Here is a 26,210-nt window from a genome sequence, read left to right as displayed (position 1 = left end):
CCCGCCGCCGGGCGCCGCCGTGCCACCCACCGCCCAGACACCACCGCGATCCCCGCCACCCACCGCCAGGCGCCGCCGTGCCACCCACCGCCCAGACACCACCGCGATCCCCGCCACCCACCGCCAGGCGCCGCCATGCCACCCACCGCCCAGACACCACCGCGATCCCCGCCACCCACCGCCGGGCGCCGCCGCGGTCCCGGCCCACCACAGATCCCGCCACAGTCACCGCCCCCGCCCCGACCCACCCCGGCGCTGGGCCCGCACGCCCCCCTGTTCGCGCAGGTCAGGCTGATTGTCAGTGGGCGGGTGCAGGATGGACGCATGGTCAGCTCCGCACATCGAGCCCTCGACGGCTTCTCCCCCGCGACCCGCGGCTGGTTCACGGGGGCGTTCTCCGCGCCCACCGCGGCCCAGGCGGGCGCCTGGAGGGCCATCGGGGAGGGCTCGGACGTGCTGGTGGTCGCCCCGACCGGCTCGGGCAAGACGCTCGCCGCGTTCCTCGCCGCCCTGGACCAGCTGGCCGCGACTCCGCCCCCGGCCGACCCGAAGAAGCGCTGCCGGGTGCTGTACGTGTCCCCGCTGAAGGCCCTGGCGGTCGACGTCGAGCGCAATCTGCGCAGCCCGCTGACCGGTATCCGCCAGGAGTCCGTGCGTCTCGGCCTGCCCGAGCCCGAGGTCAGGGTCGGCATCCGCTCCGGCGACACCCCGGCCGCCGAGCGCCGCGCCCTGTCCACGCGGCCGCCGGACATCCTGATCACCACCCCCGAGTCGCTGTTCCTGATGCTGACGTCGGCCACGCGCGACGCGCTCACCGGCGTGGAGACGGTGATCCTGGACGAGGTGCACGCGGTCGCGGGCACCAAGCGCGGGGCGCACCTCGCGCTGTCCCTGGAGCGGCTGGACGAGCTGCTGCCGAAGCCGGCCCGCCGGATCGGGCTTTCGGCGACCGTGCGCCCGGTGGACGAGGTGGCCCGGTATCTGTCCCCGCGCCGCAAGGTGGAGATCGTCCAGCCGGAGTCCGGCAAGGAGTTCGACCTCTCCGTGGTCGTCCCGGTCGAGGACATGGGCGAGCTGGGCGGCTCCCCGGCCGCCGACGCCGCCGAGGGCGCAGAGCGGCCGTCCATCTGGCCGCATGTGGAGGAGCGGATCGCGGACCTGGTGCAGTCCCACCGGTCCACGATCGTGTTCGCCAACTCCCGCCGCCTGGCGGAGCGGCTGTGCAACCGGCTCAACGAGATCGCGTACGAGCGGGCGACCGGCGAGACCCTGGACCAGCACCATTCCCCGGCCCAGCTGATGGGCGGCTCCGGCGCGGCCCAGGGCGCGCCCCCGGTGATCGCCCGCGCGCACCACGGGTCGGTCTCCAAGGAGCAGCGCGCCCTGGTGGAGGAGGACCTGAAGGCCGGCCGGCTGCCCGCGGTGGTGGCCACCTCCAGCCTGGAGCTGGGCATCGACATGGGGGCCGTGGATCTCGTCGTCCAGGTCGAGTCCCCGCCCTCGGTCGCCTCCGGTCTCCAGCGCGTGGGCCGCGCGGGACACCAGGTGGGCGCCGTCTCCACCGGTGTCGTCTTCCCGAAGTACCGAGGCGACCTGGTCCAGGCGGCCGTGGTCACCGAGCGGATGCGCTCGGGCTCGATCGAGTCCCTGAAGGTGCCCGCGAACCCGCTGGACGTGCTCGCCCAGCAGCTGGTCGCCATGACGGCGCTGGACACCTGGCAGTTCGACGACCTGCTGACCGTGGTCCGCCGCGCGGCCCCGTTCGCCTCGCTGCCCGAGTCGGCGTTCACGGCGGTCCTGGACATGCTGGCGGGCCGCTATCCGTCGGACGCGTTCGCGGAGCTGCGCCCGCGCGTGGTGTGGGACCGCGTGGCCGGCACCGTCACCGGCCGCCCGGGCGCCCAGCGGCTCGCTGTCACCTCCGGCGGCACGATCCCGGACCGCGGCCTGTTCGGCGTCTTTCTCGCCGGTTCCGACCCCAAGAAGGGCGGCGGCCGGGTCGGCGAGCTGGACGAGGAGATGGTGTACGAGTCCCGGGTGGGCGACGTCTTCACCCTGGGCACGAGCTCCTGGCGCATCGAGGACATCACCCGCGACCGCGTCCTGGTCTCCCCCGCCCCCGGCGTGCCGGGCCGGCTGCCGTTCTGGAAGGGCGACCAGCTGGGCCGCCCGCTGGAGCTGGGCCGCGCGGTGGGCGCGTTCCTGCGCGAGGTCGGTTCACTGCCCAGGGACGACGCCCGGCTGCGCCTGCTGGCGGCGGGCCTGGACGCGTGGGCGGCGGACAACGTGCTGTCGTATCTGGACGAGCAGCGCGAGGCGTGCGGCCACATCCCGGACGACCGCACGATCGTCGTCGAGCGCTTCCGTGACGAGCTGGGCGACTGGCGGGTCGTCGTCCACTCCCCCTTCGGCGCCCAGGTCCACGCCCCCTGGGCGCTCGCCCTCGGCGCCCGGCTGTCCGAGCGGTACGGCATGGACGCCCAGGTCATGCACGCCGACGACGGCATCGTGCTGCGCCTGCCCGACGCCGATCTGATGGGCCTGGACCTGCTCGACCAGGAGCCGACGAAGGCGGGCACGGCGTACGACAGCGAGCAGGCCCCGGTCGGCGCGGCGGACGTCGCGTTCGACAAGGGCGAGGTGGACCAGATCGTCACCGACCAGGTCGGCGGCTCGGCGCTGTTCGCCTCCCGGTTCCGCGAGTGCGCCGCCCGCGCGCTGCTGCTGCCGCGCCGCAACCCGGGCAAGCGCACGCCACTGTGGCAGCAGCGGCAACGGGCGGCCCAGCTGCTCCAGGTGGCAAGCGAGTTCGGCTCGTTCCCGATCGTCCTGGAGGCGGTCCGCGAATGCCTCCAGGACGTCTTCGACGTCCCCGGGCTGACCGAGCTGATGGGCGACATCGAGTCCCGCAAGGTACGCCTGGTCGAGGTCACCACCCCGGAGCCGTCCCCGTTCGCCCGTTCCCTGCTCTTCGGGTACGTCGCCCAGTTCCTGTACGAGGGCGACTCCCCGCTGGCCGAGCGCCGGGCCGCCGCGCTGTCCCTGGACTCACGGCTGCTGGCCGAACTGCTGGGCCAGGCGGAGCTGCGCGAACTGCTCGACGCAGAGGTGCTGACCGAGCTGGAGCGCGAACTCCAGTGGCTCACCGAGGACCGCCGGGTCAAGGACGTGGAGGGCGTTGCCGATGTGCTCCGGCTGCTCGGCCCGCTGACCGACGCCGAGCTGGTCGCGCGGGGCGCGGACCCCCAGTGGGCGCCGACGCTGGCCGGGGCCCGCCGCGCCATCAGGGTCCGGATCGCGGGCGCCGACCACTGGGCGGCCGTCGAGGACGCGGGCCGGCTGCGCGACGCGCTCGGCACTGCGCTGCCGGTCGGCGTCCCCGAGGCGTTCACGGAGCCGGTCAAGGACCCGCTGGGCGACCTCCTCGCGCGGCACGCCCGTACGCACGGCCCGTTCACCTCGGCCACCGCGGCGGCCCGCTTCGGCCTGGGTGTGGCGGTCACCGAGGGCGCCCTCCAGCGGCTGGCCGCGGCCGGCCGGGTCGTCCAGGGCGAGTTCCACCCGGCGGGCATCGGCCAGGAGTGGTGTGACGCTGCCGTACTGCGCCGGCTGCGCCGCCGCTCCCTGGCGGCCCTGCGGCACGAGCTGGAGCCGGTGCCGCCCGCCGCGCTCGCGCAGTTCCTGCCGCAGTGGCAGCACATCGGCAAGGGCCACGGACTGCGGGCCGTCGACGGACTGGTGCGTGCCGTCGAGCAGTTGCAAGGTGCCTCGGTGCCGGCGTCGGCGCTGGAGAAGCTGGTCCTGCCGTCCCGCGTGGCGAACTACACGCCGTCGATGCTCGACGAACTGACCGCCGCGGGCGAGGTGGTGTGGGCCGGCGCGGGCGCCCTGCCCGGCAAGGACGGCTGGGTATCGCTCTATCTGGCGGACGCGGCCCCGGTGCTGCTCCCGGCACCGCACCCGCTGGAGCTGACCGCGCTCCACCAGTCCGTCCTCGATGCCCTCTCCGGCGGCTACGGCCTGTTCTTCCGGCAGATCGCCGACCAGATCCGCGCCACCACACACCCCGACGTCACCGAGTCCCAACTGGCCGACGCCCTGTGGGACCTGGCGTGGTCGGGCCGGCTCACCAACGACACGCTCGCGCCGATGCGCGCCCTGCTGGGCTCGGGTCGTACGGCGGGATCGACCGCCCACCGCGCCAAGCGTGCCGTCCCGCGCGGGCGCTACGGCTCGCTGACGGCCGCCGCGCGCACCGCTTCGCGCACCGGCCCGCCGACCGTGGCCGGCCGCTGGTCACTGCTGCCCGCGGCCGAGCCGGACACCACCGTGCGCGCGCACGCGCTGGCCCGCACGCTCCTTGACCGGCACGGCGTGGTCACCCGTGGCGCGGTCGCGGCGGAGGGCGTCGAGGGCGGCTTCTCGGCGGTGTACCGGGTGCTGTCGGTCTTCGAGGAGAGCGGTCAGGCCCGCCGCGGTTATGTGGTCGAGGGTCTGGGTGCGGCCCAGTTCGCGATGGACGGCGCGGTGGACCGCCTTCGCGCGGTGGCGAACGCCCGCGAGCGTACCGAGGGCCTGCCGGCTTCGGCCGTTCAGCACGGCTTCGCCGCCGCGCGTCCCGGGAACGGATTCGGCGCCGGTGTCGCCGACGGCTTCGCCGAGCAGGGGTTCGCGAACCCGTTCGACGGCTCCGACGGCGCCCCGCACGGCCACACCGCTCCGGACGCGTTCGACGGGGCGGACGGCGGTTTCGCCCACCCCGGCCTGGACGGCGACTTCACCTGGCCGCCGGAGGACCACCCCGCCACCGGCGGCGACCGCGGCTCACCCCGCGACCTCGCCGGCCCGTTCGCCTCCCCCGGCTACGGCGGCCCCCGGGGAGGCGGCACCGCCTCCTACGGTTCGGGCGCCGCCTACGGTTCGGGCGCCACGTACGGTTCGGGCGCCTCGTACGGCCCGGCCCGGCACCGCGGCTACGGCAACGGCCGCACGGGCTCCCCCGCCCCCGACCCCCGTGCCGTGGTCCTGGCCGCGGCCGACCCCGCGAACGCCTACGGCTCCGCCCTCCCGTGGCCGGAGCCGCCGACCGGCGCCGGGCACAAGCCGGGCCGCAAGGCGGGCTCGCTGGTCGTGCTGGTGGAGGGCGAGCTGGCGCTGTACATGGAGCGCGGCGGCAAGACACTGCTGGCCTGGCCCAGCGCCCCGGACACCGCCGCGACGGACGACTCCCGCCTGCGTACGGCCGCCGAGGCGCTGGCCGCGGCGGCCCGCGCGGGCTCGCTCGGCACGGTCACGGTCGAGCGGATCAACGGCACGCAGGCCCTGACCTCCCCCATAGGCACCCTCCTGGAGGCGGCGGGCTTCGTGGCGACACCACGCGGCCTCCGCCTGAGAGCGTGACCGGCGCCCGGCCCTGGACCCCCGCACCCGCCTCACCCCCCGTGGCACCCTTGACCCATGCCCGAAGGTGACACGGTCTGGCAGGCCGCGCGGCGGCTGCACGAGGCTCTCGCGGGCAAGGCGCTGACCCGGAGCGACTTCCGCGTACCGAAGTACGCGACGGTCGACCTGACCGGCCGCAGGGTGCTGAACACGATCCCGCGCGGCAAGCATCTGCTCACCCGCTTCGAGGGCGGTCTGACCCTGCACACCCATCTGCGCATGGAGGGCACCTGGAAGGTGTACGGCACGGGCGAGCGCTGGCGGGGCGGACCGGCGCACCAGATCCGGGTGGTCCTCGCCACCGACGACCGTGCGGCCGTCGGCTACCGCCTCCAGGTGCTGGAGCTGCTGCGCACGACCGAGGAAGAGGGGATCGTCGGCCATCTCGGCCCCGATCTTCTCGGTCCCGACTGGGATCCGGAGCGCGCCCTGGCCAACGTCCTCGCGGACCCCGCCCGCCCGCTCGGCGAGGCCCTGCTCGACCAGCGCAATCTGGCCGGGGTCGGGAATGTCTACAAGAGCGAGCTGTGCTTCCTGCTCGGTGTGACGCCCTGGCTGCCGGCCGGCGCGCTCCCCGCGGACCGCGCCGAGAAGCTGCCCGGCGTGGCCAAGCGGCTCCTGGAGGCGAACCGCGACCGCCCGGTCCGGCAGACCACCGGCCTGCACCGGTACGACCTGTTCGTCTACGGCCGCGCACCCCGCCCGTGCCTGCGCTGCCACACCCCCGTCCGGGTGGCCGACCAGGGCGACGGTTTCCAGGAGCGTCCCACGTACTGGTGCCCCACCTGCCAGACGGGTCCCGCGCCCGCGGCAGGCGCAGCGCAACGGTGGCGCGACCGCTATCCCCGCCGCACCGGCTGACCATTCACGCCTCAAGCCCGCCCCACTGATTGACGACTCGTCAGAAACGTTCGTACCGTCGCTGCATGGGTCTCACCGCGTACGACCTCGCCGGACGCACCGCCTTCGTCACCGGAGCCGCCGGCGGTATCGGCCGGGCCTCCGCCGTGCTGCTCGCCGAGGCGGGCGCGACGGTGCACTGCGCCGACCGGGACGCGGCCGGCCTGGACGGCACGGCCGCGCTGATCAAGGACCGTGGCGGCGCGGCCCATGTCCACGTCCTCGACGTCACCGACCGGGCCCGGCTCGGTGAGGCGGTCCGGTCCTGCGAGCGGCTGGACGTGATGGCGGCGATCGCGGGGATCATGCACAGCAGCCCGGTCCTGGAGACCCGGGACGAGGATCTCGACCGGGTGCTGAACGTCAATTTCAAGGGTGTGCTCCACGCCTGCCAGGAGGCGGCCCGGCTGATGATCGCCCGCGATACCCGCGGCAGCATCGTCACCATGGCCTCCGGCGCGGTGGACACCGGCGGGGCCGGGCTGCTCTGCTACGGCGCGGCCAAGGCGGCCGTGGTGCAGCTGACCAGGACGCTGGCCACCGAGATCGGCCCGCACGGCATCCGGGTCAACGCGATCGCGCCGGGCTGGATCCGCACCCCCATGACCGTCCGGCACGACCGCGAGGCACAGGCGCACACCGAGGCGGTGATGACCCGGATGACACCACTGGGCCGGGTCGGCGAGCCGGACGACGTCGCACATGCCGTGCTGTATCTGGCGTCGGACGCGTCGGCGTTCACGACGGGCCAGATACTTCGCCCGAACGGGGGTGTGGCGATGCCCTGGTAGCGTCACCCACCCGCCAGGCGGCCACCCAGCGCCCCGCCGGCACGGCCCCGGTCGCGCGCCCCTGGGGTACGCAGTGCACGGGCAGCAGGCTCAGCCCCCAGCCACCTGCCACGACGGCTCCCTCCACCACGCCCGGGTCCTCCCCCGCGACCAGCCGCAGCACGGCCCACCACCACACCGCGCCCAGCCCGAGCGCGACCCCCCGGCGCACTATCCGCCCCACCATGCCCGCCATCACCTCCAGCCGGACGCTAGACCGTCGCCTGTCCCGCACGGGAGGCGCACCGCGGGCTCACCGATGCACCGCCGAACCAGTCCCCCGCCGCGCCCGCTACGCGTTCTCCGCCTGGAACATCCAGTGATGCTTCTCCAGGTCCGCGGTGATCCCGATGAAGATGTCCTGGGACACCGGTTCCGGCTCCCCGGTCGCGGCCACGCGCTCCCGCATCCGGGTGATCACCGCGCCGAGCGCGTCCACCATCGCCCCGACCGCGTCCACGTCCCTGATCCACCCGGCCGGCACGGCCTTGATGCCGCTGCCGGAGGCAACCGTGGCGGCGCGCCCGTCCGGCGGCACACCCAGCGCCGAGGCCCGTTCGGCCACCGTGTCGGAGTGGGTGCGGGCGGAGGCGACGACCTCGTCCAGCTGGAGATGGATGGAGCGGAAACGGGGGCCGACGATGTTCCAGTGGATCTGCTTGGCGACCAGGGAGAGGTCCACCAGGTCGACCAGGGCGCCCTGGAGCGCCTCGGACACGATCTTCAGGTGGGCGTCGGCCAACGGGCTCTTCACGACGTACATCCGCTTCCTCCGGTGGTTCGGCGCCGTCACATCCCTCTCACCATGACCGCACCGCCCGACACCGGCAAACGGGCGCATACCGGGCACTGGGCGCCGTCGGCAAGGAAGAAGCCCCGGCCGGGCTCATCCAGGTCTCCCTGGAAAGCCGGCCGGGGCCTCACTCGTATCGGGTTGTCAGGCCACGCGCGCGAACCTCACGCGGCGACCACGCCCACCGCCTCCGCGGGTGCCTTGATGGTCACCCGTTCCGGTGGCACACCGGTCACCGACACGGAACCCAGCATCGGCCGGACCGGCGTGGGCACGGGCTCGGTGGCCGCGGCGGACTGGGCCAGCTCGGCGAGAGCCAGCTCGTCGCTCACTTCTCGCATGAGTTCCGACATCCGTACGTCCAGCGCGTCGCAGATGGCGGCGAGCAGCTCGGAGGAAGCCTCCTTCTGCCCCCGCTCCACCTCGGAGAGATAGCCGAGTGAGACTCGGGCGGACGAGGAGACTTCGCGCAGAGTACGGCCCTGGCGTTGGCGCTGCCGACGCAGCACGTCACCCAGCAGGCGACGGAGCAGAATCATCGGTGGCTCCCTCCTCGGACCGCGTAGCCGCATCCTTCTCGCCCCACCGTACCGCCTTGCGCCGCGGCCGTGCGGGGAGCGATGTCGTGTTCACTCAGGGCTGCAAACATCAAAACCCCCCGTTCCGTTCCGTATCCTGTGCCCGCTCATTCCCAGTCTGTTCGCCCGCAAGCTGCTCCAGGAGCACTGCGAGCACGCTCCGTACACTCTCCATACGAATTTCCGCACGGCTGCCGTTCAACCGCAGAGCCTCGACTTTTCCGCCACCGGCAGAACCGATCCCGGCGGTGAGGGGGCCGTCGACGGCCACGAAGACCGTCCCGACGGGCTTGCCGTCCTGCGGATCGGGGCCGGCGACCCCGGTGGTCGCGATGCCCCAGTCGGCCCCCAGGGCCTTCCGGACTCCGGCCGCCATCTGGCCCGCGACCTGCGGATCCACCGCTCCGCGCTGGGCCAGCAGGGTGGCGTCGACACCCAGCAGCTCGTGCTTCAGCTCGGTGGCGTAGGCGGTGACCGAGCCCCGGAACACCTTGGACGCTCCGGGTACGCCGGTGATCTCCGCCGCTACCAGGCCACCGGTCAACGACTCCGCGACGGCAAGGGTCTCGCCCCTCACGGTCAGTAGTCGCACCAGTTCGGTGGCCCCGGAACTCACGCTTCCTTCTCCTCCAACGCCGCCGCGCGCTCGGCGATTCCCCGACGGCGCAGCACAATGGCCTGTCTTACGTAGTCGAGGCCGGTGACGACGGTCAGGACGACCGCCACGGCCATCACCCAGAACCGCATCGTGGCCAGCCACCCCGTCAGCGCCAGGACGTACATCCCGACGGCCACGCCCTGGGTGAGCGTCTTCAGCTTGCCGCCCCGGCTGGCGGGGATCACGCCGTAGCGAATGACCAGAAAACGCAGCAGCGTGATGCCGAGTTCACGGCCCAGGATCACGGCCGTCACCCACCACGGCAGATCGCCCAGGGCGGACAGACAGATGAGCGCCGCCCCCATGATCGCCTTGTCGGCGATGGGGTCGGCGATCTTCCCGAAGTCCGTGACCAGGTTGTAGGTGCGCGCCAGATGCCCGTCGAACAGATCGGTGATCATCGCGACGGCGAAGGCGGCCCAGGCCAGCGAGCGCCAGGCCGGGTCGTAGCCGCCGCCCGCCAGCATCAGCGCCACGAAGCCGGGCACGAGGAGCAGCCGGAGCATCGTCAGCAGATTGGCGACGTTCCAGACGCTGGCCTGGTTGACGGCAGCGGCCGCGATCTTCCCGCCGCGCGCGGACTTGCCGCCGCCCTCGGGGGCCGTGGCCGGACCCGAAGCAGAACCGGAGTCCTCGGACCGGGCACCGTCGGCAGCGGCGGCGGAACCCCTGGCACCGTGCGCGCCGGAGGAGCCGCCCGCGGCGGATGCCGGGACTCCGGTCATCTGCCCGCCTCCTCACTACACGCGAGCGAGCCGGTCAGCGGCTCGGCCACCAGGTCGACACCTTCCGTACCGACCACCTTCGCCTCGACCATACGTCCGACGCTCAGGCCCGCGCCGCTCGTGAGCAGCACCTGGCCGTCGGTCTCCGGCGCCTGGTGCGCGGCACGGCCGTAGACGCCCTCCTCCTCGTCCACGGACTCCACCAGGACCCGCAGGGTCTCGCCGACACGCTCCTCGGCGCGCTGCGAGACGAGTTCCTCGGCGAGCCGGGAGATGTGCGCCAGCCGCTCGGCGACGACGTCCTCGTCCAGCTTGTTGTCGTACGTCGCCGCCTCCGTGCCCTCCTCGTCGGAGTAGCCGAAGACACCGATGGCGTCCAGCCGGGCGCCGTTCAGGAAGCGCTCCAGCTCGGCCAGGTCCGCCTCCGACTCGCCGGGGAAGCCGACGATGAAGTTGGAGCGCACGCCGGCCTCGGGCGCCTTGTTCCGGATGGTGTCGAGCAGCTCCAGGAAGCGGTCCGTGTCGCCGAAACGGCGCATGGCGCGCAGCACGTCCGGCGCGGAGTGCTGGAAGGACAGGTCGAAGTACGGGGCGACCTTCGGCGTCGAGGTCAGGACGTCGATCAGGCCCGGGCGCATCTCGGCCGGCTGGAGGTAGCTCACCCGCACCCGCTCGATGCCGTCGACCTCGGCCAGCTCCGGCAGCAGGGACTCCAGCAGGCGGATGTCGCCCAGGTCCTTGCCGTAGGAGGTGTTGTTCTCGGAGACCAGCATGATCTCCTTCACGCCCTGCTCGGCCAGCCAGCGGGTCTCGTTGAGGACGTCGCTGGGGCGGCGGGAGATGAAGGAGCCGCGGAAGGACGGGATGGCGCAGAAGGAGCAGCGCCGGTCGCAGCCCGAGGCGAGCTTGACCGAGGCGACCGCGGAGCCGTCCAGGCGGCGGCGCAGCGGCGCGCGCGGGCCGGAGGCGGGGGCGACGCCCTCCGGGAGGTCGGCCGGGCCGTGGCCGGGCAGCGCCACCGACGCGGCCGACTCCTGGCGCTCGGCCGGGCTGATCGGCAGCAGCTTGCGCCGGTCGCGCGGGGTGTGCGAGGCGTGGACGCCGCCGGACAGGATGGTCTGGAGGCGGTCGGAGATGTTCGTGTAGTCGTCGAAGCCGAGGACACCGTCGGCCTCGGGCAGCGCCTCGGCCAGTTCCTTGCCGTACCGCTCGGCCATGCAGCCCACCGCCACGACGGCCTGGGTTCTCCCATGGCCCTTGAGATCGTTGGCCTCCAGCAGGGCGTCGACGGAGTCCTTCTTGGCGGCCTCCACGAAGCCACAGGTGTTGACCACGGCGACGTCGGCGTCCGCGGCATCCTCGACGAGCTGCCAGCCGTCCGCCTCCAAACGGCCTGCGAGCTCCTCGGAATCCACCTCGTTACGAGCGCAGCCGAGAGTGACGAGTGCGACGGTACGGCGTTCAGGCATGGGCTCAAGACTACTTTGTCTCACTGACAGCCCACGTCGACGGGGTTGGCCGATCTTGGCCGACTCCGTCACATCCCCCGCACCCGCATCCGCCGGGCACGGCCGGTCAGCCCGCCACCGGGTCGCCCTTCGTGTAGGTGAGGCGCTCCACCGCGCCGGGCCGGAAGGTGTCCTCGATCTTCTTGCCGTTGACGTACAGCTCGATCGCGCCCGCGTCGCCGAGGATCAGGTTGATCTTGGAGCTGTCCTGGAAGGTCTTGGACTGGCCCTTCTTGAGCAGCCCGTCGAAGAGCATCCGGCCGTTGTGGTCCTTGGCCGAGATCCAGCTGCGTCCGTTGGGCGCGCTGACCTGGACGGTCACCTTGTCCTGGGGGGCGGCGGCGATGGCGCTGTCGGAGGGCTCGCCGGTCGGCTCGGCGGGCTTCTCCTTCTTGGGCTTCGGCGAGGCGGACGTGCTCACGGCGGGCGTGCCGCCCTCGGCGACCTGCGACTTCGAGTCGCCGGAGTCGCCGCCGCCCTTGAAGGCGGTGAACCCGACGAACCCGATCACGACGACGATCGCGGCGACCATCGCCGCGGTCCAGTTCGGGCCGCGCCGCTCGGGCCGGATCCGCTCCGCCTCGAACAGGGGTGCGGCGGGGGTGGGTGCGGGACGGCCGCCGTGCTCGGCGTCGTACTGGGCGATCAGCGGCTCGGGATCGAGGTGGACGGCCCTGGCCAGCGTACGGATGTGCCCCCGGGCGTAGACGTCGCCGCCGCAGGGGGCGAAGTCGTCCGCCTCGATGGCGTGCACGATGGCGATACGGACACGAGTGGCGCTGCTGACATCGTCCACGGTGAGCCCGGCCGCGATCCGCGCCTGCTGGAGGGCGCGGCCCACGGAAGGTCGGGCTTCCTGGGACTCGTCTCGGAATGGACGCTCGTCTTCAGGGGAGTTGCCGATGGACACGGGGGCGCCTTTCGAGCGTGTAGCCACCTGTGCTGGAAGCTCAGTCTAGGGGGGGTACGAAAGGGTGGGGCAACCGGGCGGTAGGACTTTGTACGCCATCGGAATGGCCCGACATTCCGATGACACGACAGGCAGGTACCCCAGGATGAGATGCCTACCTGTCCTCTCGCTCAACTGGACGTATGACAAAGGGAAAGGGTTGCTCACCCGTCTCTAACGGGTGCATCACGGTGATGCCGCCACCCGGCGTAACCGACTTCCGTCGAACGGCCCTTCGTCCCTCACCCCTCTGACTCCCCACGAATCATCGCGAGCACGCCGTCCAGCTCGTCAGGCTTCACGAGAACGTCACGTGCCTTGGAGCCCTCACTCGGTCCCACGATGTTGCGCGACTCCATGAGGTCCATGAGCCGGCCGGCCTTGGCGAAGCCGACGCGCAGCTTGCGCTGGAGCATGGACGTCGAGCCGAACTGGGTGGAGACGACCAACTCGGCCGCCTGGCACAGCAGGTCCAGGTCGTCGCCGATGTCCTCGTCGATCTCCTTCTTCTGCTTGGTGCCCACGGTGACGTCGTCCCGGAAGACGGGCGCCATCTGGTCCTTGCAGTGCTGGACGACGGCCGCGACCTCCTCCTCGGTGACGAACGCGCCCTGCATACGGGTCGGCTTGTTCGCGCCCATCGGCAGGAACAGCCCGTCGCCCTTGCCGATGAGCTTCTCGGCGCCGGGCTGGTCGAGGATGACCCGGGAGTCGGCCAGCGAGGAGGTGGCGAAGGCCAGCCGGGAGGGCACGTTGGCCTTGATCAGGCCGGTGACCACGTCGACCGACGGGCGCTGGGTGGCGAGCACCAGGTGGATGCCGGCCGCGCGCGCGAGCTGGGTGATGCGCACGATCGCGTCCTCGACGTCACGGGGGGCGACCATCATCAGGTCGGCCAGCTCGTCCACGATCACCAGCAGGTAGGGGTACGGCTGGAGCTCCCGTTCGCTGCCCTCGGGCGGCTTGACCTTGCCCTCGCGCACCGCGCGGTTGAAGTCGTCGATGTGCCGGTACCCATAGGCGGCCAGGTCGTCATACCTGAGGTCCATCTCGCGGACCACCCACTGCAGTGCCTCGGCGGCTCGCTTCGGGTTGGTGATGATCGGCGTGATCAGGTGCGGGACGCCCTCGTAGGCGGTCAGCTCGACGCGCTTGGGGTCGACCAGGATCATCCGGACGTCCTCCGGGGTCGCCCGCATCATGACCGAGGTGATCAGGCAGTTGATGCAGGACGACTTGCCGGAGCCGGTGGCGCCGGCGACCAGCATGTGCGGCATCTTCGCCAGCGAGTGCATGACGTAGCCGCCCTCGACGTCCTTGCCGAAGGCGACCAGCATCGGGTCGTCGTCCTCCGCGGACTCCGCGAGGCGCAGCACGTCGCCGAGGTTGACCATCTCCCGGTCGGTGTTCGGGATCTCGATGCCGACCGCGGACTTGCCCGGGATCGGGCTGATGATCCGCACGTCCGGGCTGGCCACCGCGTACGCGATGTTCTTGGTCAGCGCGGTGATCCGCTCGACCTTCACGGCGGGGCCGAGCTCGACCTCGTAGCGGGTGACCGTCGGGCCGCGGGTGAAGCCGGTCACGGCCGCGTCGACCTTGAATTCCGTGAACACCTGGGTGAGCGAGGCGACGACCGCGTCGTTGGCCGCGCTGCGCGCCTTGCCGGGGCCGCCGCGCCGGAGCAGGTCCAGGGAGGGCAGCGCGTAGGTGATGTCACCGGACAGCTGGAGCTGCTCCGCGCGCGCGGGCAGCTCCCGGGGCACGTCGGGGGCCTTCTTGGTCAGGTCCGGGACGGACCCGGTCGTGACCTTCTCCTGCTTCGGGCGGGCTGCCGGTGCCGGGACCGGCGCGGTGACGGGCGTCGGCGTGGACGCCGCCGCGGGTGTCGGCGTGGGCACCGGGGTGGTGTCCTCGCGCTCGCCCGCGGCGACCCCCTGGGTGAGGTCGGCGACGAGCGGCGACGGCGGCATGCCGTGCAGGACGGCGCCGTCGAGCGCGGCCGCGGCGGCCGCGGCGACGTCCACGGCGTCCAGCTGGCGCTGGGGATCCGGCTGGGGCACCGCGGAGCGCCTGGGGCGCCCGCGGCGCTGTGCGAGGGCCTCCTCCTCGGCGCTGCCGGGGTCGAACACCGGCGGGGCGCTGGAGCGCCTGCGCGGGCGCGCGGGCGTCGCCTCGCGCCACTGCTCGTCGTAGTGCTCGTCGTCCGCGATGAGCTGGTCGTCGTCGTGGTCGGGCAGCACGCCCAGGTGCACGCCGAGCGTCCGCAGCCGCTGCGGGATGGCGTTGACCGGGGTGGCGGTCACCACGAGCAGTCCGAAGATCGTCAGCAGTACCAGCAGCGGTACGGCGAGCACGTCGGTCATCGTGTACGTCAGCGGGGTGGCCGCCGCCCAGCCGATCAGGCCGCCGGCGTCCCTTATGCCCTGCATGCCGGCGCTGCGCGCGGGCGAGCCGCAGGCGATGTGGACCTGGCCGAGCACGCCGACGACGAGTGCGGACAGGCCGATCACGATCCGCCCGTTGGCCTCCGGCTTCTCCGGGTGCCGGACGAACCGTACGCCGATCACCGCGAGCAGTATCGGCACCAGCAGGTCGAGCCGGCCGAAGGCGCCGGTGACGAGGATCTCCACCAGGTCGCCGACGGGACCTCGCAGGTCCGCCCAGGTCCCGGCCGCGACGATCAGCGCGATGCCGAACAGCAGCAGCGCGACGCCGTCCTTGCGGTGGGCCGGATCGAGGTTCTTCGCGCCCTGCCCTATGCCGCGGAATACGGCGCCGACGGCGTGCGCGAGGCCGAGCCAGAGGGCGCGCACGAGCCGGTACACGCCCCCGGTGGGGCTGGGTGCCGGCTTCGGGGGCGCGGACTTCCTGGCCGCCACCTTCTTGGCGGGCGCCTTCTTGGCCGGGGCTTTCTTCGCGACGGCCTTCTTCGCCGGAGCCTTCGCGGGAGCCGCCGCCTTCTTGGCGGGCTGCTTCTTGGCTGCGGAGGGACGTGAGGCCATGGGTGTGAGGTTACCGGGGGAGACGACAGTGGACACGCGTGCCCACGGCTTCACCCGTTCGTGTCGTGCTTGCACGGGCACGGAACTGACGCACGCTCATCCCCGGAAGTGACGCGCGCTCATCGGCAACTGGGGAGCCGGCCCACGTCAGTTCTGCGAGGGCACCGAGGCGCTGCCGCCCGTGCCCGGTTCCAGGGCGTCGAGCGCCCGGCGCAATCCGGTGAGTTTGCGCTCCAGATGAGCTGCCGTGGCCACCGCCGCCGCGTCCGCCGAGTCGTCGTCCAGCTGCTTGGACAGCGCCTCCGCCTGCTCCTCGACGGCCGCGAGCCGCGCGGACAGCTCGGCGAGCAGCCCGGCCGACTCCTTGCCGGGGACCCCGCCCTTGCCGCCGCCCTCCAGCTGAAGCCGCAGCAGCGCCGCCTGTTCGCGCAGCTGACAGTTCTTCATGTACAGCTCGACGAAAACCGAAACCTTCGCGCGCAGCACCCACGGGTCGAACGGCTTGGAGATGTAGTCCACCGCACCCGCCGCGTAGCCCCGGAAGGTGTGGTGCGGGCCGTGGTTGATCGCCGTGAGGAAAATGATCGGGATGTCCCGGGTCCGCTCACGCCGTTTGATGTGCGCGGCGGTCTCGAACCCATCCATGCCCGGCATCTGGACGTCCAGCAGAATGACCGCGAAGTCGTCCGTGAGCAGTGCTTTGAGCGCTTCCTCCCCGCTCGATGCCCGCACCAGCGTCTGATCGAGCGCAGAGAGGATGGCCTCCAGCGCCAGCAGATTCTCCGGCCGGTCATCGACCAGGAGGATCTTGGCCTTCTGCACCATGGCCCGCCCTCCTCGCCCCGGCGGTACACCGGGCGCCGCCCCAGGGGACGACTCCCTTTCGCCGCCCGTCCTTGTGCCGGTCATCGTAGCCGCACCCCGCTTGTCGCCACACCCTGTCACCGTGATGTCACTGTGCACACAGCGGAAACGCGGCCGGACACCGGAAGGTTCCCGGAATCCGGGATTCCCACACGGTGCCAGCCTTCATCATGCAGCAACTCCTCGCGCACGCCAGAGGTTCCCCCACCGTGCGCGTCCGATCCGGCCACGCCCGCCGCCGCGCGCCCCGCGATCACTCCTCGGTCATCCACTGACGCATCACGGACAGCAGATGGTCCGGGTCGACCGGCTTGGTGACATAGTCGGAGGCACCCGACTCGATCGCCTTCTCCCGGTCGCCCTTCATCGCCTTCGCGGTGAGCGCGATGATCGGCAGCCCCGCGAACTGCGGCATGCGGCGGATCGCCGTGGTCGTCGCGTACCCGTCCATCTCGGGCATCATGATGTCCATCAGTACGACGGCCACATCCTCGTGCTGCTCCAGCACCTCGATGCCCTCACGGCCGTTCTCGGCGTACAGCACCGACAGGCCGTGCTGCTCCAGGACGCTGGTGAGCGCGAACACGTTGCGGATGTCGTCGTCGACGATCAGCACCTTCTCGCCGCCGAACCGCACCGCGCGGGCGTGCTGCGGCACGCTCTCCTGCTCGGCGACCCCCACCCACTGCTCGGACCGCCGCACCTCCTCGGGCAGGCTCCGCCTGCGGCGCCTGAAGAGCGCGGCGGCACCGTTCTGCGTCTCCTGGTACGACTTCACCTCGGCCGGCGTCTCGATCTCCACCGCGGACAGCTCCAAGGACCGGTGCGCCTCGGAGGCGACCAGATCGCCGGCCTCCAGCGCGGGCACCGACTGCTGGTAACCCTGCGGCGGCAGTTCGCTCGGGTACAGCGGCAGGTAGAGCGTGAACGTCGAACCGCGGCCCGGTTCGCTCTGCGCGTGGATCTCACCGCCGAGCAGCTGCGCGATCTCCCGCGAGATCGACAGGCCGAGGCCGGTGCCGCCGTACTTGCGGCTGGTGGTGCCGTCCGCCTGCTTGAACGCCTCGAAGATCACCCGCATCTTGCTGGCCGCGATGCCGATGCCGGTGTCGGTCACCGAGAACGCGATCAGGTCGCCGTTCGGGTCGGCCAGCGAACCGGCCTCCAGCAGCTGCTCCCGGATGGACTGCGGCGCATCCGCACCGGCGGGCCGGATCACCAGCTCCACCGACCCGGAGTCGGTGAACTTCACCGCGTTGGACAGCAGGTTGCGCAGCACCTGAAGCAGCCGCTGCTCGTCGGTGTGCAGGGTCGCCGGCAGCTCCGGAGAGACCCGTACGGACAGATCCAGGCCCTTCTCCGCGGTCAGCGGCCGGAAAGTGGCCTCCACGTAGTCCACGAGCTGGACCAGCGCGATCCGCGTCGGGGAGACGTCCATCTTGCCCGCCTCGACCTTCGACAGGTCGAGGATGTCGTTGATCAGCTGGAGCAGGTCGGAGCCGGCACCGTGGATGGTCTCGGCGAACTCCACCTGCTTCGGCGACAGGTTGCCCTCGGCGTTGTCGGCGAGCAGCTTCGCCAGGATCAGCAGCGAGTTGAGCGGCGTGCGCAGCTCGTGCGACATGTTGGCGAGGAACTCGCTCTTGTAGCGCATCGACACCGCGAGCTGCTCGGCACGCTCCTCCAGGACCTGCCGGGCCTCCTCGATCTCGGTGTTCTTCACCTCGATGTCCCGGTTCTGCCGGGCCAGCAGCTCGGCCTTCTCCTCCAGTTCGGCGTTGGAGGCCTGGAGCGCCTTCTGCCGGTTCTCCAGCTCCGCCGACCGCTCCCGCAGCTGCTCGGTCAGCTCCTGCGACTGCTTGAGCAGCTGTTCGGTCTTGGTGTTGACCGAGATGGTGTTGACGCTCGTCGCGATCATCTCGGCGATCTGGCTGAGGAAATCCCTCTGGATCTGCGTGAACGGCGTGAAGGACGCCAGCTCGATCACGCCGAGCACCTTGCCCTCGAACAGCACCGGCAACACGATCACCTGCGCGGGCGGGGCCTCGCCGAGCCCGGAGGAGATCTTCAGATAGCCGCTGGGCGCGTTGTCCACGAGGATCGTGCGCTTCTCCTGGGCAGCCGTGCCGATCAGCGCCTCACCGGGCCGGAACGACGTCGGCATGGAGCCCATCGAGTAGCCGTACGAGCCCAGCATCCGCAGCTCGTAGCCGTCCTGGCCGCCACCTACGTCCTTGCCGTCCGCGAGCGGCAGCGCCAGGAAGAACGCGCCGTGCTGCGCGGACACCACCGGCGTCAGCTCGCTCATGATCAGCGACGCCACGTCCTCCAGGTCCCGGCGGCCCTGCATGAGCGCGGAGATGCGGGCCAGGTTGCCCTTGAGCCAGTCCTGCTCCTTGTTGGCGATCGTGGTGTCGCGCAGGTTGGCGATCATCTTGTTGATGTAGTCCTGGAGTTCCTGGATCTCGCCGGAGGCGTCGACGTCGATCTTCAGGTTCAGGTCACCGCGGGTCACCGCGGTCGCCACGCGCGCGATGGCACGCACCTGCCGGGTCAGGTTCCCGGCCATCTCGTTCACGGACTCGGTCAGGTCGCGCCAGGTGCCGTCGACGTCACGCACGCGTGCCTGACCGCCCAGCTGCCCTTCCGTACCCACCTCGCGGGCCACACGCGTGACCTCCTCGGCGAAGCTGGACAGCTGGTCGACCATCGTGTTGATCGTCGTCTTGAGCTCGAGGATCTCACCGCGAGCGTCAATGTCGATCTTCTTCGTCAGGTCACCCTTGGCGATGGCCGTGGTGACCATGGCGATGTTGCGCACCTGACCGGTCAGGTTGGACGCCATCTGGTTCACCGACTCGGTGAGGTCCTTCCAGGTGCCGGCCACACCCGGTACGTGCGCCTGGCCGCCCAGGATGCCGTCCGTACCCACCTCGCGGGCCACCTTGGTGACCTGGTCGGCGAACGAACTGAGCGTCTTCACCATGGTGTTGATGGTGTCGGCGAGCTGCGCGACCTCACCGCGCGCCTCGATCGTCACCTGCCGGGTCAGGTCACCGTTGGCGACGGCCGCGGCCACCTGCGAGATGTTCCGCACCTGCATGGTCAGGTTGTTGGCCATCAGGTTGACGTTGTTGCTGAGGTCCTTCCAGATACCGGTCACGCCCGGTACGTGCGCCTGGCCGCCCAGGATGCCCTCGGTACCCACCTCACGGGCCACCCGGGTCACCTGCTCGGCGAAGCTCGAGAGCTGATCGACCATGGTGTTGACCGTCGTGACGAGTTCAAGGATCTCGCCCTTCGCGTCAACAGTGATCTTCTTCGACAGGTCGCCCTTGGCGACCGCGGTCGTGACCTCGGCGATGTTGCGCACCTGGATGGTCAGGTTGTTCGCCATGAAGTTCACGGACTGCGTGAGGTCCTTCCAGGTACCGGAGACCCCCTGCACCTCGGCCTGACCGCCGAGCATGCCCTCCGTACCCACCTCGCGGGCCACGCGCGTGACCTCCTGGGCGAACGACGACAGCTGGTCGACCATCGTGTTCAGGGTGTTCTTCAGCTCCAGGATCTCCCCGCGCGCGTCCACGGTGATCTTCTGGGAGAGGTCACCGCGCGCCACGGCCGTGGCGACCTGCGCGATGTTGCGGACCTGAGCCGTGAGGTTGCCGGCCATGCCGTTCACGGAGTCGGTCAGGTCCCGCCACACACCGGCGACGCCGGGCACCTGGGCCTGCCCGCCGAGGCGGCCCTCCGTCCCCACATCGCGCGCCACCCGGGTCACCTGGTCGGCGAAGGCGGACAGCTGATCGACCATCGTGTTGATCGTGTTCTTCAGCTCGAGGATCTCGCCGCGCGCGTCGACGTCGATCTTCTGCGACAGGTCACCGCGCGCCACCGCCGTCGTCACCTGGGCGATCTGCCGTACCTGGGAGGTCAGGTTGCCGGCCATGAAGTTGACGGAGTCCGTCAACTCCTTCCACGTACCGGAGACGCCGTCCACCCGGGCCTGACCGCCCAGCCGGCCCTCGGTGCCCACGTCCCGGGCCATCCGCGTGACCTGGTCGGCGAAACTCGACAGCTGGTCCACCATCGTGTTCACGGTGTTCTTCAGCTGGAGCATCTCACCGGACACGTCCACGGTGACCTTCTGCGACAGGTCACCGTTGGCCACCGCCGTGGTCACCTGGGCGATGTTGCGGACCTGCCCGGTGAGGTTGCGGAACGCGGTGTTGACGGAGTCCGTCAAGTCCTTCCACGTACCGGCCGCCCCCGGCACCTGCGCCTGACCGCCCAGCTCACCCTCGACACCGATCTCCCGCGCGACCCGCGTCACCTCGGCACCGAACGCCGACAGCTGGTCCACCATGCCGTTGACGGTGTTCTTCAGCTCCAGCATCTCGCCGGCCACGTCCACCGTGACCTTCTGCGACAGGTCACCGCTGGCCACCGCGGTCGTCACGGCGGCGATGTCCCGCACCTGCGTGGTCAGGTTCCGGAACACCGTGTTGACGGAGTCCGTCAGGTCCTTCCACGTACCCGCGGCGCCCGGCACGTTCGCCTGCCCGCCGAGCCGTCCCTCCGCGCCGACCTCGTTCGCCACGCGCGTGACCTCGTCGGCGAAGATCCGCAGCGTCTCCGTCATCTGGTTGATCGTCTCGGCGAGCTGCGCCACCTCGCCACGCGCCGGAACGGTCACCTTCTGGGACAGATCACCGTTGGCGACCGCGGTGGTGACCTGTGAGATCCCCCGCACCTGGGCGGTCAGGTTGCCCGCCATCGTGTTGACGGAGTCGGTCAGCTCCTTCCACACACCGGCCACCTCGGGCACCTGCGCGCGACCGCCCAGGATGCCCTCGGTGCCCACCTCCCGGGCCACCCGCGTGACCTCGGAGGAGAAGGCCGACAGCTGGTCCACCATCGTGTTGACGGTGTTCTTCAGCTCCAGCATCTCGCCGGCGACATGGACGGTCACCTTGCGGGACAGATCACCCTTGGCGACCGCCGTGGTCACCAGCGCGATGTCCCGCACCTGGGCCGTCAGCCGGTCCGCCATGGTGTTGACGGACTCGGTCAGGTCCTTCCACGAACCGGACATACCGCGCACTCGGGCCTGGCCGCCGAGCTTGCCCTCGGTGCCGACCTCGCTGGCCACGCGCGTGACCTCGTCCGTGAACGTCGACAGCTGGTCGACCAGGTTGTTGACGGTACGGCCGACCTTGAGGAACTCACCCCGCAGCGGGTGCCCGGTGCCGCCGTCCGGCGCCTGCGTGCGCAGCTCCATGCGCGGCGACAGATCGCCCTCGGCGACCGCCGTCAGTACCCGGCCGACCTCGGAGACGGGCCGGACGAGATCGTCCACGAGCGCGTTGGAATTGTCGATGGCCGTCGCCCAGGAGCCCTCGCAGGCCCCCGTCTCCAGCCGTTCCGTGAGCTTTCCCTCACGCCCCACCATGCGCCGCACCCGCGACAGCTCACCGGTCAGATGCAGATTCCGGTCCGCGACCTCGTTGAAGACGGCCGCGATCTCCGACATCACGCCGTCCCCGGACACCGTGAGCCGCTTGCGGAAGTTGCCGTCGCGCATCGCCACGAGCGCCACCAGCAGCCGGTTCAGGGCAGCCGTGTCCACCTCGGTGGTCCCACCGCTCCTGCCGAGGGACGGTTCGCCTTTCGCGCGCGTCTTCCTGCCTCGCGTCGCCGCGCCAGACTCCACTGTGTCCCTCCCGGAGGGGTAGACCGTTACTGCTGTGCTCGGCCGCTTCGGCCCCGGTGTGCCGGTCATCGGCATACCGGTTACTTCCGCGTACCGGTTACTTCTGCGTATTTCTGCCAGACGAGATCCGGCCACACCAGGGGCTGCTGCCCGCCGCGCACGGAACACACGCAGCCCGACCCGACCTTCATCAGAAGCTTGCCCAGTGTTTCACCCCGGCCGAACCAGGCCATAACAGTTCGGCAGCTTCGCACACCCTCCGCACACCCTGGGGGCGTAAACACCGGCGACCGGCATCCGCTCGGACGGCGAAGGTAAGTAACCTTGCATGCGGCTGTCCAGCCGCACCGGTCCGACCGGCCTGGGCGGTGGCACGAGTACGAGCGGGCATCGGAGGGGCGGCCGGACACATGACCACCGGACTGATCCCCGGGGGACAGCCCCCGGAGCCACAGCCGACGGGCGAGCTGATGCCGCAGCAGCGGCGCGAGCCGCCCGCCCGGGCAGCCCAGCACGTCGACAACCGGCCGAGGAGTTCTGTGATCACCGCGCGCGCGGCCGCCAGTTTCGAGCCCGTCGGACGATCGGTCGCGACCGCCCGCTCCTTCGTCCGCGACACCCTCCAGGGCTGGGGCTTCGCCGACATCGTGGACGACGCGGTCGTTCTCACCAGCGAACTGGTGACCAACGCGGTCGTCCACGCGGGCACGCACGCGGACGTGCTGTGCCTGCGCACCGAGGACGGCGTGCGCATCGAGGTCTCCGACCGCTACCCGGAGCGCGAGGTGCCCCTCCAGAGCTCCCCCGCCGCCATGGGCAGCCCCGACCGAGAGGGCGGCCGCGGACTCCAGCTCTGCGCGGCCCTGGCCACCCGCTGGGGCGTGGACTACACGCCCACGCACAAGAACGTCTGGTTCCAGCTCAACCTCCCCGAACGCCCGGTCGGCACGCGCGCAGCCGGCCCGGCCCTGCCGGCCGACCTGCTCCCGCTCGCCGACGGCCGGGTCCGCGTCGCCGTCCTCCAAGTCGACCGGAAGGGCACCATCAGCGCCTGGAACGAGGACGCGGAGGAACTGTTCGGCTACCCGGCGAACGACGTCATCGGCAAGCCTCTCACCGACCTGGCCGCCTGGCCGCACACCCCGGGCACCGGCACCGGCATCGCCGAGGCCTTCCAGCTCTCCCGCTGGGAGGGCACCTACGGCATCCGCGGCGCCGACGGCCGCGTGGCCCACGTGTACGCCTCCCACCTGAGGGTCCGCGACACCGGAGGCGAGCCCTCCACCGTCTGTCTCCTGGTCCGCGACCACGAACGCGCCGTCCTCCAGACACCGCCCCGCGTCCCGGCCGGCGACCAGCCCCCGTCCTCCGACGGACAGAGCGCCGACCCCTTCGAGGTGTTCATCGGCTCCCCCGCCCCGGACGACCTCGACGGCCTGCTCCAGCGCACGGTGGAGCGGGCCCGGGACATGCTCGACGGCGACTCCGCCTTCTTGCTGCTCGCCACCGACGACGAGACGGAACTGGAGGTGCGCGCCTCCACCGGCCTGCCCTCCGCTCGGCAGCGCTTCGCGCGGGTGCCCGTAGAGGCGGGCCCCGGACGCTACGGCTCCGCCCGCATGCCCGCCGTCCACGACGACCTCGCCGCCGTCCCCGGCGCCGTACCGCTGCTCGCCGGCACCGGCATGCGCTCGGTCGTCACCGTCCCGCTGAAGGTGGAGGGCCGCCTCACCGGCTCCCTCGGCGTCGCGGCCGAGGCGCCCGGCCGCTACACCAACGAGGAGGCGCTGCGCCTCCAGTTCGCCGCCGACCGCATCGCCCTGGCCGTCGAGTCGGCCCGCCTCGGCGAACTGGAACGGCTGCGCCGCGGCTCCCTCAGCTTCCTGGTCGAGGCGTCCGACCTGCTGGCCGGCACCCTGGACCGGGACCAGACCCTGGCTCTGATGGCCCAGATGACGGTCCCGACCCTGGCCACCTGGTGCGCGGTGTACACCATCGCCGACCAGGCGTCCGAGCCGTACCTGTCGTACGTGCTGCACGAGGACGAGGAACTCATCGACGGCATCAAGTCGTTGCTGTCGAAGGTTCCAGCGCCGGACCCGGTGCCGACGCCCGGCGCCCGCGTCTGGACGGCCCCGGGCGAGGTCGCCCACCAGGCTGCCCTGCGCAGCTCCATGCGGAGCCTGGGCCTGACCGGGGGCCCCACCCGCCAGGTCGCCTCCGGCATCGGCCCGACGCTCGCCACGGCCTCCGCGGTCGGCGGGGAGACGGTCGTCCTGCCACTCGTCGCCCGCAACCGCGTCATCGGCATGCTGACCCTCGGCAAGCCCACCGACGAGCACTTCCGCCAGGAGATCCTGGAACTCGCCGAGGACCTGAGCCGCCGGGCTGCCCTCGCCCTGGACAACGCCCGTCTGTACTCGGAGCGCACGGCCATCAGCCAGTCCCTCCAGCGCAGCCTGCTCCCGCCCGGCCTGCCGCAGATCAACGGCGTCGAGGTCGAGGTCATCTACCGCGCGGCCGGCGAAGGCAACGAGGTCGGCGGCGACTTCTACGACGTCTTTCCGATCGGCAACGGCGCCTACGGCTTCGCCATCGGCGACGTCTGCGGTACGGGCCCCAACGCGGCGGCGGTCACCGGCCTGGCCCGGCACGCCCTGCGCCTGCTGGCCCGCGAGGGCCTGTCCGGCCCGGCCGTGCTGGAGCGCCTGAACTCCGCGATCCTCGACGAAGGGGACCGCAGCCGCTTCTTGACCCTCCTCTACGGCGAGCTGCGCACCCAGGAGGACGGCAGCGCCGAGCTGAAGGTGGTCTGCGCCGGCCACCCGCTGCCGCTGCGCCTGCGCCAGGACGGCACGGTGGTGGCGGCGGCCGAACCGCAGCCGCTGCTCGGCGTCATCGAGGACCTGGAGCTGTACGAGGAGACGGTCACCCTCGACCCCGGTGACGTGCTGCTCTGCGTCACGGACGGCGTGACCGAACGCCGGGAGGGCTCGCGCATGCTGGGCGACGACGGCCTCGCCGACGTCCTCACCACGTGCACGGGTCTGACGGCGGGCGCGGTCGCGGCACGCATCATGCGCGCGGTGGAGCGCTTCGCCTCGGACGCCCCGTCGGACGACATGGCGATTCTGGCGATGCGGGTCCAGGGAATCCACCAGCAGGTGTGAGGAAGCACGAAAAAGGCCCCACCCGAAAGGGTGGGGCCTTTTTACCGGAGCCCCCAAACGGAATCGAACCGTTGACCTTCTCCTTACCATGGAGACGCTCTGCCGACTGAGCTATAGGGGCCTGTCGTTTTCGAGGTTTCCCTCGCGGCGACGAAGAAACTGTACCCCGAGCAGGCCTCAGTTCCCAAATTCGTTCGGTGCCCGGTCAGAAGGCGGGCTGAAGCAGACCGCCGAGGGCGTTGCAGGCGGACACGATGCGCTGCATCTCCCGCTTGGTCAGCGCGGCGTCCACGGGCAGGGCGAGCGTTACGTCGGCGGCCGCCTCGGTCTCCGGCAACGGCACGCACCGCCGGAACTCCGGCAGCCGGTGCACGGGCGTTTTCACCGGCACCCGGCACTCGACTCCCTTGGCGCGCAAGGCGCGGGCGAAGGCGTCCCGGTCCGGCCGGCCGTTCCCGGGCACGCGCACGACGTACTGCTGGTAGGTGTGCCCGTCACCGCCGTCCGGCGTCCGAACGCCCTTCAACTTGGCGTCGAGATAAGCGGCCCGCTCCCTGCGCTGGGCTATCTCGTCGTACGGCGCCTCGGACTCGCCCTGCTCCAGCACCAGCACCCCGTGCCGCTGCCCGAGCTCGTGCAACCGCCTGATGTCGGCCCGCCGTCCGAAGCGGTGCACGACAACAACGGCGGCCGTGCGGGAGGTTATGGCCGTCTCGACCCCGTCCGGACCGAGGCAGTAGGTCACCGGGTCTATGTCGGCGAACACCGGGAGCGCACCGGCCAGGGTCACGGCCTGCGCGACTTCGACGTTCCCGAAGGCCGGCACGACGACCTCGTCACCGACTCCGACGCCGGCGGCCCTGAGCATTGCTGCAGTTCCCATGTCTGGATGCTGTGCTCGCAACGTGAACGACACGTTACGCACAACAGAAAAAGGCCGGACCCTGAACCGAAGTTCAGGATCCGACCTTTATCAAAATTTGTTCGGCGGCGTCCTACTCTCCCACAGGGTCCCCCCTGCAGTACCATCGGCGCTGTGAGGCTTAGCTTCCGGGTTCGGTATGTAACCGGGCGT

The 26,210-nt window shown here is 71.3% G+C and carries 14 protein-coding genes, 1 tRNA gene and 1 rRNA gene; 4 read left to right on the top strand and 12 right to left on the bottom strand.

The features are described 5' to 3' along the window. Positions 1-324 precede the first annotated feature (324 nt). From ACZ7DL_RS06980 to ACZ7DL_RS06970, 3 genes are all read left to right on the top strand, one after another. Positions 325-5,400, top strand: coding sequence for an ATP-dependent helicase (locus ACZ7DL_RS06980; RefSeq protein ID WP_470772037.1), 5,076 nt, complete (start codon positions 325-327; stop codon positions 5,398-5,400). A gap of 57 nt (positions 5,401-5,457) precedes the next feature. Beyond that, the gene (locus tag ACZ7DL_RS06975; protein ID WP_470772035.1) at positions 5,458-6,303 is read left to right on the top strand and encodes an Fpg/Nei family DNA glycosylase; all 846 of its coding nucleotides are present in this window, start codon (positions 5,458-5,460) and stop codon (positions 6,301-6,303) included. Positions 6,304-6,368: 65 nt separating this feature from the next. Continuing rightward, positions 6,369-7,133, top strand: a complete 765-nt coding sequence (locus ACZ7DL_RS06970; protein WP_470772033.1) for an SDR family NAD(P)-dependent oxidoreductase — start codon at positions 6,369-6,371, stop codon at positions 7,131-7,133. Between the two features lie 331 nt (positions 7,134-7,464). Here the strand turns inward: ACZ7DL_RS06970 and ACZ7DL_RS06965 are convergent, their stop codons facing one another. The 9 genes from ACZ7DL_RS06965 to ACZ7DL_RS06925 all read right to left on the bottom strand — a co-directional run bounded on the left by ACZ7DL_RS06965 (position 7,465) and on the right by ACZ7DL_RS06925 (position 21,965). Next, on the bottom strand, positions 7,465-7,935 hold the full coding sequence (locus ACZ7DL_RS06965) for a Dps family protein (RefSeq protein ID WP_470772031.1): 471 nt from the start codon (positions 7,933-7,935) through the stop codon (positions 7,465-7,467). Between the two features lie 194 nt (positions 7,936-8,129). After that, entirely contained in the window at positions 8,130-8,504 is a 375-nt protein-coding gene (locus ACZ7DL_RS06960; protein ID WP_470772029.1) for a helix-turn-helix domain-containing protein, read from the bottom strand. A gap of 109 nt (positions 8,505-8,613) precedes the next feature. Continuing rightward, complete coding sequence (locus tag ACZ7DL_RS06955; protein ID WP_470772027.1) at positions 8,614-9,159, bottom strand: CinA family protein; 546 nt, start codon at positions 9,157-9,159, stop codon at positions 8,614-8,616. Next, a complete protein-coding gene (pgsA, locus tag ACZ7DL_RS06950; RefSeq protein ID WP_470772025.1) occupies positions 9,156-9,926 on the bottom strand; it encodes a CDP-diacylglycerol--glycerol-3-phosphate 3-phosphatidyltransferase in 771 nt (256 codons plus the stop codon). The genes ACZ7DL_RS06955 and pgsA overlap by 4 nt, the downstream gene beginning before the upstream one ends. Then, positions 9,923-11,395, bottom strand: coding sequence for a 30S ribosomal protein S12 methylthiotransferase RimO (gene rimO / locus ACZ7DL_RS06945; RefSeq protein ID WP_470772024.1), 1,473 nt, complete (start codon positions 11,393-11,395; stop codon positions 9,923-9,925). The genes pgsA and rimO overlap by 4 nt, the downstream gene beginning before the upstream one ends. 106 nt (positions 11,396-11,501) lie before the next feature. Next, complete coding sequence (locus ACZ7DL_RS06940) at positions 11,502-12,344, bottom strand: helix-turn-helix domain-containing protein (RefSeq protein ID WP_470772022.1); 843 nt, start codon at positions 12,342-12,344, stop codon at positions 11,502-11,504. Between the two features lie 281 nt (positions 12,345-12,625). Beyond that, entirely contained in the window at positions 12,626-15,388 is a 2,763-nt protein-coding gene (locus tag ACZ7DL_RS06935) for a DNA translocase FtsK (protein ID WP_470772020.1), read from the bottom strand. Between the two features lie 147 nt (positions 15,389-15,535). Continuing rightward, positions 15,536-16,213: a response regulator gene (locus ACZ7DL_RS06930; protein WP_470772019.1), complete on the bottom strand. Its 678-nt coding sequence runs from the start codon at positions 16,211-16,213 to the stop codon at positions 15,536-15,538. Between the two features lie 292 nt (positions 16,214-16,505). Further along, positions 16,506-21,965 (bottom strand): HAMP domain-containing protein, encoded by a 5,460-nt coding sequence (locus ACZ7DL_RS06925; protein WP_470772017.1) that lies wholly within the window; start codon positions 21,963-21,965, stop codon positions 16,506-16,508. Between the two features lie 410 nt (positions 21,966-22,375). Here ACZ7DL_RS06925 and ACZ7DL_RS06920 point away from each other — a divergent pair, with 410 nt between their 5' ends. After that, the gene (locus ACZ7DL_RS06920) at positions 22,376-25,135 is read left to right on the top strand and encodes a SpoIIE family protein phosphatase (protein ID WP_470772016.1); all 2,760 of its coding nucleotides are present in this window, start codon (positions 22,376-22,378) and stop codon (positions 25,133-25,135) included. Positions 25,136-25,183: 48 nt separating this feature from the next. On the opposite strand, the gene ACZ7DL_RS06915 is transcribed toward ACZ7DL_RS06920, so the two are convergent. The 3 genes from ACZ7DL_RS06915 to rrf all read right to left on the bottom strand — a co-directional run. Continuing rightward, a tRNA-Thr gene (locus ACZ7DL_RS06915) sits at positions 25,184-25,256 on the bottom strand. Positions 25,257-25,340: 84 nt separating this feature from the next. Next, positions 25,341-26,003 (bottom strand): DegT/DnrJ/EryC1/StrS family aminotransferase, encoded by a 663-nt coding sequence (locus ACZ7DL_RS06910; RefSeq protein ID WP_470772772.1) that lies wholly within the window; start codon positions 26,001-26,003, stop codon positions 25,341-25,343. Between the two features lie 114 nt (positions 26,004-26,117). Further along, positions 26,118-26,210: ribosomal RNA gene (gene rrf / locus ACZ7DL_RS06905) — 5S ribosomal RNA — on the bottom strand; the annotation flags it as partial.

The sequence above is a fragment of the Streptomyces sp. NPDC036984 genome, assembly GCF_055607665.1.
Note: the sequence above shows the minus strand (reverse complement) of the source record. Positions and strands in the feature narration are given on the sequence as shown.